Below are 14071 nucleotides of genomic sequence, written 5' to 3'. Positions count from 1 at the left end.
TCATTTCAAAATGTTACTAGCATCACAAAATTCACCCTAAAGAAATAGCATTGACTCAGAAAATCGTAAAACTTTTTTGATCTTAATCCGTATGAATAACTGCAGGAGGTTGATTATGAGTTTATTACAGGTAGATATCAAGTCTGCGGGCTATGATAAAGAAAAAACTATTATTCAAGATATCCAATTTACACTTGAGAAAGGCGAACTAGTTGGGCTGATTGGACCAAACGGAGCGGGAAAAAGTACAACGATCAAATCCATATTAGGATTATTAGATAATCTAGTTGGAACAGTATCCTATAGGACTGACGCTGCATACTCTTATATTCCGGAACGGCCAATATTTTATGACGAGCTAACGTTGTGGGAACACCTTGATTTTGCAGCATCGGTAGAAGGGCTGCCAGATAAGGAATACAAGGAAACGGCGAATGAATTACTTACATTATATAATCTAAAAGATCATGCGCACGAATTCCCTATTAAATATTCAAAAGGAATGCAGCAAAAAGCAATGCTTATATTAGCAATGATTACGAATCCTGCCTTTTATATAATTGATGAGCCATTTATTGGATTGGACCCCAATGCGATGAAACTCTTTCTAGCCTCAATCCAAAAAGAACGATTACGTGGTGCTGGAATCCTGATGTCCACTCATGTCCTGGACACTGCTGAAAAAGTGTGTGACCGATTCATTATTATCAACAATGGAAAGCTTATGGCAATAGGAACCTTAGAGGAAATAAGGACTCAGTGTCAGCTCCCAAATGGTTCGCTTTATGACTGTTTCCATCAGATTTCAGAAGGTATTCAAAATGAGTAGCAGGAAACTTTTGGTTCATCGATTAATAAAAGGATGGTTATATCAGTATGGTGTAATAAAGTCTATCGCTGATTGGACCGTGATGCTGTACATTATTATTCCAGCAATCACTATTTTTTCATTTGTGTACCATTCATGGTGGTCAGAGATTCCAAAATGGATGGAGAACGTACCATTTTTTCTACTATTTCTTTTACTCTATCTACTAACCTGGAATGGACACATAAGAACCTATACTGAAGCAGCAGACAGAGTTTTTTTAATGAAGAAGTATACTCTATTTTGGGGACTAAAAAAATGGGGCTATGGATATTCATTGATGTATCAAACAGTCTTGACACTAGCTTCTTTTGCCATTCTCCTTCCCTTTCTTCTAAATCTTTATCATTTTGATTGGAAGCAGATCGGAACTCTTTTGTTTTACTTTATTTCCTTGAAAACAGGTCTGATGTTCATAAAGTATCAATTCGTCAAAATTGAAACTAGATTTAAAAAATTTGTCTATAGTGTTTTAACCTTTATTTTAGCTGGATGGTTGAGTCAACTGATATATTTTCTATGGGAAATAGGATTGTGGTTCCCGCTATACCTTATTGGTGTACTAATCATGTCGAGTTCCATTTATCTCAGTTTACGGGCGTTGAAAAAGCTAAGTTCGACTGACCATGAAATTGAAATCGAACAAAAGCTGAAAACAGGAAACATTGAACTTATCTTTGCAATGGCCCCAGAAATTGAAAAGCCTGTGGTTACAAAAAGAACAAAGCCTCTACTTTTCCGACAATCTAAACGTATTTTTAAGAATAGAACACAAAGTAATGGTTTTATCGAACTGTTTATAAAAGTCTTTTTAAGAAATTACTCGTATGTAAGCGGGTATATTGTGATGATCAATGTTACAACTTTTGCCATTGTCCTGCTGCCGCCTCTTTGGATTAAGATAACTATTTTCACCGGTTATTTATTCATGATGTACTTTTGGATCTCCGTGATATGGGACCGAATCATGGGAACAAACCCAATGATGAAAAAATATCTGGAATCCCCCTCCTACTTTACTGCGAAAAAGAAGGTCATTATGGTGTTGTACATCATTGCAATTATGCTGCTCCTGCTATATTTCTTGTTCGCCATAACTCTATATTCTAGGTTTGGCCTGGGGGTCTAGAACGGCACACTTTATTGAATTTACTCTCATTGTTAAATGGCTCAGTCAATGGAACTGAGCCATTTTAAGCTATGAGAAAATACATGTTTTTCTGTAATAGGGTAACATAAATTATCATTGAGATAAGCCTTTAGCTTTCCTTCATAAACTAATTGAACGGCAGGAACACATTGTAAATCATGTGGTGCTATAAGTGCCAATGGCTTTTCAAAATCCATGATTGCTGATTCCTTTAGGACAAAAGCAACAAATTGAGAACAAAAGAAAGCATTTTTTCTTTTAAGTGGTTTGTTTAACATAACACCGAATAACCCTAAAAAATTATAGCGATATTGTTTCTTCCTTGCCTCGATGTCTTGTAAATAGTGTTTCATCTTTTGAATTTGGTCATCTGATACCGTAATCGAATAAAGTGCACAATCTGCTTGTTTAAATAAACCATTCCTGACATCTTCCTTTACAAATCCTCCAATAAATGGATTCCGGGCAGTTTTTCTACCAAAGCTATATACCTCTGATAAATTATGGTCAAAGGCTATTGATGCATGATTATATGGTTTTTTTGTATACAGCTTTATCATTTTTGTTAATAGAGAGCCAGTATTCGTTAAAAGAATATACACTTGTTTATCCGCCATCATAAGCCTCCTAAAACGTACTCAAGAAAACTTCTTTCATTTCTACTATACATACAAAAACTTAAGAAAAGATTTATAGAATCCTTAAGATATTCTTAAGCTTTTTAGGAGGTAAGAGTCAGAGAAACCAAAAAGTCGACTGATTTTATCAAACCAATCGACTATTTTAAGAAAATTTATTCTGTTTTTAAAACGTTCAAAAATTTATCGCTACACATTGATTTTTTAATGTTAGCACGTTATTTATATAAATTTCAATCCTTATTTATTAAAATTAATATATTGTATGATTCTGATTTTTAGATTTTTTAAACTAACTTGACCTTTCTCCATTTACGCACGCTATTAATAAACCATATCTTAGAAGCCTTTTTTAAGTCAGAGTGTGTGAGGACTTTCTCCAGAATTTCTCCTTTTTCAACCAACCTGTTACGAAAAGTTCCTGCCAATAAACCACTTTTTACTGGAGGTGTCCATAAGGTTCCATCTAGTTCCAAGACTACGTTACCATTTGTAAACTCCGTTAACTCACCCTCTTGATTCCAAAGCAGTATATCAAAAACCTCAGGAGGCTTTTGTTTTTGAAAGGTAGAATAGATCTCACGATTAGTCGTTTTATGATACAAAAAGATGTTGCTTTTATCCACTGGCTCCTTAGCAATGCTTACCCTAAGCACTGTATCCTGTTGGGTGATAGGTTGTCCTTCTATCGTGAAAACCCCATCTTTTGCTAATAGCAAACGAACCTTTAGTAAACCATGCTGATTGGTACCGCTAAATTCATGAAGCGCTTTTTTTAATCTCTTTTCGTCGAAAGGAAAGCCAAAATATTGGGCTGAATTCTCCAGCCTCTTTACATGCTCTTTGAGTAAAAAATAATCTCCGTTGTCTAGTAATAAGCTTTCTAGCAAGTGAAATTCAGAGGGATTCTCCTCTAATAGCTTTGCTTTTGCCAGAATTTCATGATATTCCCCTTCGGATGTCGAATCCCAGGTCACCCCGCCGCCAACACCATAGACTGCCTGCTCACTTTGATGGTCAATCAGTACAGTTCTGATGGGTACATTAAAAACAGCTTCCTTGTTGGGTGTAATATAGCCGATCGCGCCGCAGTAAACCTCACGCGGTTCGTTTTCTAACTCTGCAATAATGTTCATCGTGCTGATTTTAGGTGCTCCGGTAATTGAACCACATGGAAAAAGAGCCTTAAAGATATCAACGATGTTCGACGTTTCCGAAATCTGTGCAGATATTGTAGATGTCATTTGATGAACCGTTGGGTATTTTTCGATTTCAAGAATTTTATCGACCTTTACTGTACCAGATTGGGCAATCATCCCGAGGTCATTCCGAAGCAAATCAACAATCATCAGATTTTCAGCACGATTTTTTTCAGAATGGAGCAGCCAGTTGGCATTTGCAGCATCTTCTTCAGACGTCGTTCCTCTTTCTATGGTCCCTTTCATGGGCTTAGTTGTAATATTCCCATTCGTCAGGTGGAAGAACAATTCTGGCGATGCAGACAAAATGCTATGATCACCAGTATGGATATAGGCACAATAATTAGAGTTTTGTGCCTTTTTCAACCTAGTATAAAAGGCAAGACCATCTCCTTTAAATGATGAATGGAGTCTGATAGTATAATTGGTTTGGTATGTAATGCCATCCTGGATTGAATTTTTTATCGAGGTGATGGCTTGATTGTACTCTTCCATCGTAATAGATGGCTTCCATTTCCCTACCGTATATTCCCCCGAACTGCTTTGGGTTTCATGCTCAGGATTGGAAAAAAGCCCAAACCAAAGTAAGGGAAATGTTCCACCCTCTCTAACTCTAAAGGCTGAGTCAAAGGCGGGCGCGCTTTCATATGATAAAAATCCGGCAGCGTAATACCCTTTTTCAACAGCTTCTTGAACGAGATGAAGACTAGTTAGGACATCTTCAATCTTATGTGCGGTAATTACGCTGTGTGGATTTTGAAAAGTTAACGGATTTATTTTTCCGGTCGAATCTGCAAATTCAAATGTTAAAAGAGGTTCTTTATTTTCCATGCTTTTTGCTTTCACCCTTAGTTCACCTAATTTTTTGAATAGAAACCTCTTTTAGTTTATTTTTCCTGGGTAGGTTCGTCAACTTTTTCTGTTAATTCTTCTGAGAACTCGGCAGCAAAGTTTGGTTTGAGTTCTCTAGTTGTTATTGCTTTTCTTGGTGAATCCCCCGCCTTAGAGCGTTTCCGATAATACGTTACATAATAAATGAGGGAAAATATAACGACCATAGAGCTGCCAGTTATGAGTCCAGCTGTCTGCCCTGGAATGAAAGGCATACATAGTAATACGATAATCAAGCTTACTAATGCAATCCATGAGGTTAAAGGAAATCCTGGCATCTGACAAATACCTCCAGGTGGGCATCCTTCCCTTTTACGATAGCGAATATGACTTGCCATGATGACGGCATAGGTAAAGATTAAGGCAAAGCCTCCTGATGTAATCAGTACTAAGTATGCTCTTGGAAAGAGTAGACCAAAAAATAATCCAATTAGCATCGATAACCCAGAAAATAAAATACCTCGGTATGGAACATCTCTTTTGTCTCTCATCCACGCAGGTGCATGTCCTTCATCTGAAAGAGAGCGTATCATTCTTCCGAGCCCAAAAATACAGGCCAGCATGGCTGAAAGAATCGCTGAAATCAGCACCAAATTTAGTGCCGTACCTGCCCAGCCAATTCCCCATCGATTCAACGAAGCCACCATCGGACTAACATTTTCGCTAAGATCTGCTGTCGGAATGAGTGGAAGAAGAACTGCTGCATACAAAATATACAATCCCACAAGTGAAAAAACCGTATAGCGTATTGCTTTGGGAATCGTTTCAGTGGGGTTTTCAGTTTCAGTTGCGGCTAACCCAATAATTTCAAAACCCGCATATGCAAAAACAACTAGAAGCATACTGCCAGCAATTCCCTGGACGCCGCCCGGCATGATCGGTTCTCTTGCCAGCTCCCCCGCACCAATCGCTGGTGTCCCGGGCATAAATCCTAAAATAAGTACCAAGGCTGTTAGAATAAAAAAGATAATCGCGAAAATTTTTATGGCTGATAGACCGCTCGCAAGCTTCCCAATTTTATCTGCCCCTAATAAATTCAGAAGTGTGACAGCAACAATTATCGAGCCGCCTAACCAAGCAATTGATACGTTCGGATACCACTCGCGAACCAATAATGAAATCGCTGTTGCTTCACTGGACATTGACAGGACGGTCCCTGTCCAATAAAGCCAGCCCACAACAAAACCTGTACCTTGTCCAAGTTCCCGTGCTGCGAACGTACTGAAAGATCCCACCGTTGGATTTCCCACCGTCATTTCTGACAAGGCATAAAGAATTAAATAAACAAGTCCCCCCGCTAAAACATACGATAATAATATTGATGGCCCTGCTGCATTAATCGCAACAGACGACCCGAGGAAAAAAGAACCCCCGATAACACTGCCTAACGCCATCATTGTTAACTGCCACGCCGACAATCCTTTTCGCTTGCTCTTCATAACATTTTCACTCATTTTACATTTCCACCCATTTTCTAAAATAATCTAACGTTATTATTTACATCATTTTGAAAAGGATTCTTTGGGATATCCTGCTAGAAATTGTAATCATAAAGAAACCCCATTGACATGGTCAATGGGGGAAATATACCGGATCTGAAATGATTAATGTGTATAGAATAATTGACAATAAATTTACATTTCATCAATTGAACCTTTACAATCCTCTCCTATACTAAGTGTATATAGGATGCAAAGCGAAGGAGGTTTGCTTCATGCGTGAGTTCATGTTTAGAATCTGCATTTTGATTCCAATATGTACTTTTATGTAGAACATCCTAACCTATTCCTGGCAGACCCACTACTATTCCTCTATATTATTCCAACGAACTCGGCAGCTGTTGATAAGCTAACTTCCTAATGATTTCTTTATGTTCCGGATACATTCGCAAAAGCTCATCCTGCGTAAACAGTTCAAAATCTTGAAATTCAAAGCCTGGGGAAACCATACATCCCACTAAGGAACAGGTATCCTTTTCCGAAACTGACGACCCAAATATAGAATTCTTCTTTACTAAGAATTGTGGTACTTCGCCAGCATCAAGATCCATTCCCAGCTTTATTTCCTGGTAGTTCCCATTTTCATCAATCACGTGAATACTTAAAGAACTGCCAGCATGATAGTACCACAATTCATCTGATTTCAGACGGTGAAAATGGGATACATCGTCAGACGGTAACAGAAAATATATACTCGTATAAAGTTTACGTTTGCCCTCGTAATTGACAGATAACTCTTGGTCACTAATACGTTCTTCTGATTCAAAAGTTCCTTTGAAATAACCGCCTTCAGGGTGTGGAGAAAGTCCAAGTTTGGACACCCATTTATGTAAATCATTAATATGCATGGAACGACCCCTTTTTATTAAGTAAATGATTATGTCCAAGTATGAATGAACATTGATATTTTTTCAAATTGATCACTATCTCCAATTTTGCACATACAAAAGCAGTGGACTTCAAAGCATGAAATCCGCTGCTTTACTGATTAAAGAATTACACTGCTCCTGCCATATCCTTGGCTTTATTCTTATTAATAACAATTGATTCAAGTACATACGACTTTTCAAACCCATCTTTTATCGCATTTGTGATAGAGCCTGGATTAATCGCGTCACCAATGACAAAAACATTATCAAAATAATTTCTATACAATTCTTCTAATGGATTATATGACTCTGTTCCCATCGAAAACACAACATGGTCTACTTCAAGCTCACTTTGTTGGTTAAGATTATTTTCAATAACAATAGACATTGGAAGGATTTTTACTATTTTATGCTCCTCTATGATTTGGACATTAGCCTTTTTCAAGCGATTAATCAGCATTAACCTTGTGTGAGGAGTGACTTTGCTGCCAGTCTCTGTTGGCACTTCAACTAGAACCACCTCATTCCCTCTTGCTGCTAACTGGCCAACCACGCTGTAACAGACCATCCCACTTCCGACAACAACAATCTTTTTATTTGAAAAATCCCCTTTTTGTAAAAGCACATCTTCATAATCACAAACTATACTGTTGTCTACACCATGGACTTCAGGAATAATTGGTTTGGCACCTGTTGCAAGGAAAACCGCGGATGGATTTAACGTTTTTATTTTATCAATGGAAGCTTCCGTATTTAGATGAACATCCACGTTTAAACGTTTCATTTCATTTTTATGATATTGAATCATCCAGTTCATTTTCTCTTGTGCTTTTGGCGCTGTCACTAAGTTTAGTTGGCCGCCTAGTTTATGGTCTTTTTCAAAAATGGTAACCTTATATCCTTTTAAGGTGAGCACCCTCGCCGCCTCCATCCCGCCAGGACCGCCGCCAACAATCACTATTTTCCTTTCTTCACCAATATGTTTGAGCTCCTTGAATTCGAGTTCTCTTCCCGTTCTCACATTTACTGCGCACGAAACATGGGAGCCGCCTCTTGTACATTGTAAGCAGCAAATACACTTGCGAATCTCTTTTTCCCGGCCTTCCATCGCCTTCTTTGCCCATTCAGGATCCGCTAGATGGGAACGCCCCATCGCAATAAAGTCCGCTCTCTTCTCTGCCAAAACTTTTTCTGCAAATTCCGGTTCACGAATGACCCCAACCGTGATGACAGGGATATTAACTACTTCTTTAATGGCTTCAGCCAGGTATACTCTCCAGCCTTGTTCGAACATCATCGATTCAATCATTTTATTCATCGAATTATAGTTGCCGCAGCTGGCGTGGATGGCATCTGCCCCAACATTTTCTAAATGGCGCGCAATTTTCTTGCTTAATTCTATTGTTGTTCCGCCTTCTTCAAATTCATCAACACTTAGGCGAATGCTAACCGGGAAATCAGGTCCACATTTTTCCTTAATCCCTGCCACGATTTCCTCGGCAAATCTCATTCTGTTTTCAAAGCTGCCGCCGTATTCATCCCTTCGTAAATTGGTGTTTGGACTAAGGAATTGATTAATTAAATATCCGTGTGCTCCATGTAGTTCCACACCATCTGCTCCTGCACGTTTACACCTCAATGCTGCCATTACAAATTTATTGATGGTCTCTTTTACCTCAGAGTTGGTTAACTCTCTTGGTTCTTCTCCAATAGCTGCACAAGTAACAGGACTAGGTGCAACAATTTGTCTCCCGCCGCCTAAAATATGGGTAGAGGTTTCTCTTCCAGAATGTTGTAATTGCACAAATAGTTTTGCACCGTATTTCTGAACAGCAGCCGCCAATCGATGTATCCCCGGTATGAAACGGTCTTCATCAATCCTTAATTGATTAAAAGTAGATCTGCCATATTCATAATCAATGGATGTGTACTCAACTATAATTAATCCGGTCCCTCCTTTTGCTCTTTTTTCATAATAGGCAATTTGATGGTCAGTGACCTCGCCGTTAGGACCGCCAAGATTTGTTCCCATTGCCGGCATAATAACCCGATTTTTTAATTCTACACTTCCAATTCTTCCTTTTGAAAATAAATGACTGTACTTCATTTCATCCCTCCTTTTAATTGTGCAACGATTCACATACTTATGTAAAAAATTTTTTCCCGCCTTAATTATATAGGATAAAGTTGTAGATATCTGTGAATTACCAGTGACAAATAGGCCGGCTATGGTTGAGTTTTAATTAAAATTTATCCACAAAAAAATACAAAAGGCTTAAGTATTGCCTTTTGTATCTAATCATATAATTATAAAATTCTTTTCAAATCCTCAATAAGACTGGTTACCTCTTCCTCTTTTGTTGCCCACGATGTTACGAAGCGAATAGCGGATGAATCAGAATCTACCTTCTCCCAAATATGAAATGCATAATTATTTTGCAGCTTACTGATGACAGCATTCGGGAGTATCGGAAAAATTTGATTGGACGGTGAATGGGTAAGAAAGGTAATATTCGATTTCACAAGTTCCTCTCTAATCCTGCCTGCCATCTTGTTGGCATGGCTGGCCAACTCAAAGAACAAATTATCACGAAAAAGCTCTAGAAACTGTATGCCCAACAATCTTCCTTTTGCAAGAAGTGCACCTTTTTGTTTTATATGATAACGAAAATCCTCTTTTAAAGAATCTCGACAAATCACTAAGGCTTCACCAATTAATGCCCCATTTTTAGTTCCACCAATGTAAAAGGCATCAACCAAATTAGGGAGGTCACTTAACTGAAGGTCATTTTCCTCTGAACACAATGCTGAACCAAGTCTCGCACCATCCATATACAAAATAAGTTGGTTACGTTGGCAGAAATCATGTAAATTCTGAAGTTCGCTTTTTGAATAAATGGATCCAATTTCAGTAGAACTTGATATGTACACTAGCTTCGGCTTCACCATATGCTCGTCCGGATGTCCGTCGAGTACTCCCTGCAAATCGGATGGTGAAAGTTTACCATTCTCCCCTACAACAGATAGTATTTTATGACCTGTTGCCTCGATGGCACCTGTTTCATGCCCAAGAATATGTCCACTGCTAACTGCAATTGCCGCTTCATGTGGTCTAAGGAAAGCTGAAATGGCGATTAAATTGGTTTGAGTTCCGCCAGATATGAAATGAATATCAACATCCTCTGTTCCAATTTTTCCCTTTATCAGTTCTATTGCCTTTCGTGAATATCGATCTTCTCCATACCCTTCGTCCTGCTCCATATTGGTTTCAAGTAATGCATTTAATATTCTAGGATGAGCACCTTCGCTGTAATCGTTTTTAAAGCTGTACATTTTATTGCCTCCATTTGTCACTATTGAAATCTATTTGTATCTTATCATACCAAGATTTCTACGGCTTACCTAGATAAAAATGCTTATTTATTCGTTAAAAAAGAAATCATAAAAATTAATACCACCTCAGCAATCTATTTGGTATTATTACCAATATCAATACTTGACTATGGATTATTAAGGGAGACCAAAAAAGTGGAATTTTATAAGGGAAAAGGGAATTTGATTAAATTGCACCCTGCGCAAATACTTGTATTGGGATTTGGTGGTCTAATATTATTGGGTACTTTTCTATTTATGCTACCAATAGCTACTTATGAAGAGGGTCGTGGGCTCAGCTTTATTGATGCCTTATTTGAGGCCACCTCAGCCGTTTGTGTAACTGGTTTGGCTGTTGTTGATACGGGAACAACCTTTACCTTGTTCGGTGAAATTGTTCTTCTTTGTTTGATTCAGATTGGCGGCTGGGGTTTTATGACGACAGGTATATTTATGTTCATTATTTTAGGGAAAAAGATCGGATTAAAGGAACGTTTACTGCTGCAAGATTCCTTAAACGTATTTTCTCTTGCAGGTGTTGTCAGTTTAGTCAAGCGAATCATTCTTATAACATTTATTGTTGAACTGCTGGGGGCTGCTGCTTTAGCGATTCGCTGGGCTTTTGAAATGCCGCTTGGGAAAGCCATTTATTATGGAATTTTTCATTCGATTTCCGCATTTAATAATGCAGGTTTTGGCCTTGAACCTGATAATTTAAGTAAATGGGTTGGTGACCCTGCGGTAAACATCACCATCACATCTCTCTTCATTACCGGGGGTATTGGTTTTACCGTAATACTTGATTTATGGGCTAAGAAATCTTTACGTAAACTATCCTTGCACTCTAAAGTGGCACTGCTTATGTCACTCTTTTTAAACATTGTAGGATTTCTAATTATTTTAATTTCCGAATATAGTAATTCAGCAACGATTGCAAACCTTGCGTTTGAAGATAAACTCTGGGCTTCCTATTTTCAAGGAGTCGTAACCAGGACCGCTGGTTTTAATACGATTGATATTGGGGCCATGAATCTTTCCTCTCTTGTTTTTATGATGGCACTTATGTTTATAGGTGCATCTTCAGGATCGACTGGTGGTGGAATTAAAGTAACAACTTTCGCCATTATTATTTTAGCTTTTTGGGCAGTCGTTACAAATCGAGACAATGTAAACCTGTTTAAAAGAAGAATTTCATGGGAATTGGTAAATAAATCATTGTCCATCGTGGTAGCAGCTATATTTTTTATCTTTCTAATTTTCTTTTTACTAACTTTTACTGAAAAAGCGGACATGAGCACGCTCCTATTTGAAACCATTTCAGCCTTTGGAACGGTAGGATTGTCCGCAAATTTCACACCTGAACTATCCCCATTTGGAAGGGTCTTGATTACTATCATGATGTTTATAGGAAGACTTGGCCCCTTAACCATGGCATTTGCTTTATTGAACCCTCGAAAAGAAGCGAAGGTAAAATATGCAGAAGAGAAAATATTAATTGGATAATACGAAAAACACCGTTCATTTTGGACGGTGTTTTTCACATTTATTTTCAAGGATTTCTTTTATTCTTTTTAAATCTTTCATATTTGCTCTCCTCATCATTGTTGCCATGAAAGGAGAGATTAACATACTAAAACCAGTCGGGTTTCCTTTATTTCTTAAGGTCATTTTCGTGCGATTTGCATCCATCTCTTCCCATGTATAGATGGTCTCCATCGGAAAAGGTCCTTGAGCCGTTTTCATCACTAGTTTCTTCCCTGGAATGAGTTCTATAATTTCATAGATATAAGCAAGGTCTCGACCAAGAAACTTAGCTTTAAAAGCAATTTGAGAACCTATTGCGAGTGGTTTCGGCGATCTCCACTCCGCTGAATTGATATTTACATACCATTCGGGTACATGATCAGGGTTTGATGCATACTCTGAAACTTGTGAAATGGGACAGTTAATAATTATCTCCGTTACTACATCTACCATGCTCTGTTAACTCCAACTTTCTTTCTATATAATTATGTTATGTTCTATATATATAAAATAATTGTAGACAACATATTATCATGTTTGCCCTTTCTGGTAAAGGTGCTAAGATATAGTGTAGAACCTAAAATAAAAATACCGTCTATTATTAGACGGCGTTTTCAATCTATGGTTACTTTTTATATCAAACATATATTACCGCTTATGCAATAAAACCTTTACTGACCAAATTAACGTGAGCTTTTTGTCTTAGTAGTCTTAACTTCTGATTTTTGGTTAATCTTCTCCAGAAACTAACTTTAAAATACATAAAAAGCCCTCCTGTCTATTCATTAATTGGCCCCTGCTTCTACACAGTTCTACTATTTTTTATCTATGATATTAAGTCTCTTAAATTTTTTGTGATTGTATTTTCATTTTACCAAACAAATTATTTATTGAAAAATCAAAAATGTCGACTGTTTCTAACTAAATCTTACAAAATTCACTGTAAATTTCATCAAAACCAATCTTTGAAGTGGAATAACACTAGAAAACTTCCATTTAATGTCGAAATATAATTTGAAAATTATGAAAATATATGTCCATATTGTGAACGACTTTTGACAAAAATAGCCCTGCAGTGAGTAACTGAGGGCATTTTGACGATTATTATTAGATTTTGATAAATGAGGAGTATGCTGTATATAATTATTGCGACCTCCTATCTTTTCTGGGATACTGGCACCCATATTTCGCTTCTAAAGGTTGGAGAGGATACGTCTTTATGCTCGTTCCACAACATCTCTGGTCCTTGGGCTAGTTCATAATTCGAGGATGGAAACCATTCTGAATAAATTCTCCCCCAAACATTTTGCAGAGTATCCGGGAATGGTCCTACAGCTTCAAATACTGCCCAGGTTAGTGCCGGCACTTCTAGTTTTGTTAGACCTTCAGGGCACTCCTTATTAGTCACCACTCCGATATAATGGTCTAACTCTCCTTTTTCCTCCATACGGCCTTCTGAAAAGTTCGTTGAAGCACTAAGCAAACCAACAGGCTCAACATTAGATAATTGTTTTAGCTTGTTAATTTTCTCCATATCTAAACTTTGCCACATAGCAGCAATTTCCGGATTTACCCCATTGAATATAATTGGTACTCTCTTTTTAATTCCTACTAGATTAAAGGCTTCTTTTTCGACAATTCGGTAGTTCATTTCATTTCCTCCACTGATTGATATTTGAAAGGTCATTCTTGGAAAGGCTTTTAGTGATTGACCATTATTTCTAGCCTCAGAAGGTGTAATTCCGTGCAGCACTTGAAATGCTCTTGTAAAGGAATCAGGTGAGCTGTATCCATATTTAATGGCTAGATCAATTATCCTTACATGACTATTTATTAACTCAAATGCTGCCAATGAAAGACGTCTGCGGCGAATATATTCAGATAGCGATACACCTGCAAGATAAGAAAACATCCTTTGGAAATGATATTCAGAACAAAAGGCAATCCTAGCCACTTCTTTAAAATCAATGTCACCCGTCAAATTTTCTTCTATATATGCGATTGCTTCATTCAATCTCTTAAGCGAATCCATCGTATGACCTCCTCTCTTCATCAATTAGA

At 37.7% G+C, this 14071-nt stretch carries 11 protein-coding genes; 3 read left to right on the top strand and 8 right to left on the bottom strand.

What is annotated here, in order from left to right:
- Positions 1-115 precede the first annotated feature (115 nt).
- On the top strand, positions 116-829 hold the full coding sequence (locus H0184_RS16200) for an ABC transporter ATP-binding protein (RefSeq protein ID WP_221827032.1): 714 nt from the start codon (positions 116-118) through the stop codon (positions 827-829).
- Positions 822-1997 (top strand): ABC transporter permease, encoded by a 1176-nt coding sequence (locus tag H0184_RS16195; protein WP_221827031.1) that lies wholly within the window; start codon positions 822-824, stop codon positions 1995-1997. The genes H0184_RS16200 and H0184_RS16195 overlap by 8 nt, the downstream gene beginning before the upstream one ends.
- A 41-nt stretch (positions 1998-2038) precedes the next feature.
- Here H0184_RS16195 and H0184_RS16190 read toward each other — a convergent pair whose 3' ends face one another.
- From H0184_RS16190 to H0184_RS16165, 6 genes are all read right to left on the bottom strand, one after another.
- Positions 2039-2635 carry a hypothetical protein gene (locus tag H0184_RS16190; RefSeq protein WP_221827030.1) on the bottom strand — a complete coding sequence of 199 codons (597 nt, stop codon included), beginning with the start codon at positions 2633-2635 and terminating at the stop codon, positions 2039-2041.
- Positions 2636-2943: 308 nt separating this feature from the next.
- Positions 2944-4701, bottom strand: a complete 1758-nt coding sequence (gene pabB, locus H0184_RS16185; protein WP_313771778.1) for an aminodeoxychorismate synthase component I — start codon at positions 4699-4701, stop codon at positions 2944-2946.
- A 41-nt stretch (positions 4702-4742) separates the two neighbouring features.
- Positions 4743-6200, bottom strand: a complete 1458-nt coding sequence (locus tag H0184_RS16180; protein ID WP_260631605.1) for an amino acid permease — start codon at positions 6198-6200, stop codon at positions 4743-4745.
- A 362-nt stretch (positions 6201-6562) separates the two neighbouring features.
- A complete protein-coding gene (locus H0184_RS16175) occupies positions 6563-7093 on the bottom strand; it encodes a cupin domain-containing protein (RefSeq protein ID WP_221827029.1) in 531 nt (176 codons plus the stop codon).
- 148 nt (positions 7094-7241) lie between these two features.
- On the bottom strand, positions 7242-9221 hold the full coding sequence (locus H0184_RS16170) for an oxidoreductase (protein WP_221827028.1): 1980 nt from the start codon (positions 9219-9221) through the stop codon (positions 7242-7244).
- A gap of 200 nt (positions 9222-9421) precedes the next feature.
- Complete coding sequence (locus H0184_RS16165; protein WP_221827027.1) at positions 9422-10447, bottom strand: threonine aldolase family protein; 1026 nt, start codon at positions 10445-10447, stop codon at positions 9422-9424.
- Positions 10448-10642: 195 nt separating this feature from the next.
- Between H0184_RS16165 and H0184_RS16160 the strand changes: the two genes are divergently transcribed.
- A complete protein-coding gene (locus H0184_RS16160) occupies positions 10643-11989 on the top strand; it encodes a TrkH family potassium uptake protein (protein ID WP_313771777.1) in 1347 nt (448 codons plus the stop codon).
- A 15-nt stretch (positions 11990-12004) separates the two neighbouring features.
- Here H0184_RS16160 and H0184_RS16155 read toward each other — a convergent pair whose 3' ends face one another.
- Both H0184_RS16155 and H0184_RS16150 read right to left on the bottom strand, forming a co-directional pair.
- The gene (locus tag H0184_RS16155; protein ID WP_221827026.1) at positions 12005-12463 is read right to left on the bottom strand and encodes an SRPBCC family protein; all 459 of its coding nucleotides are present in this window, start codon (positions 12461-12463) and stop codon (positions 12005-12007) included.
- 703 nt (positions 12464-13166) lie between these two features.
- On the bottom strand, positions 13167-14042 hold the full coding sequence (locus tag H0184_RS16150; protein ID WP_221827025.1) for an AraC family transcriptional regulator: 876 nt from the start codon (positions 14040-14042) through the stop codon (positions 13167-13169).
- Between the last annotated feature and the right edge of the window lie 29 nt (positions 14043-14071).

Source organism: Neobacillus niacini (genome assembly GCF_019749295.1).
Lineage (GTDB): Bacteria > Bacillota > Bacilli > Bacillales > Cytobacillaceae > Neobacillus > Neobacillus niacini_D.
The sequence above is the reverse complement of the archived record's forward strand: the minus strand, read 5'-3'. Positions and strand labels throughout refer to the sequence as shown.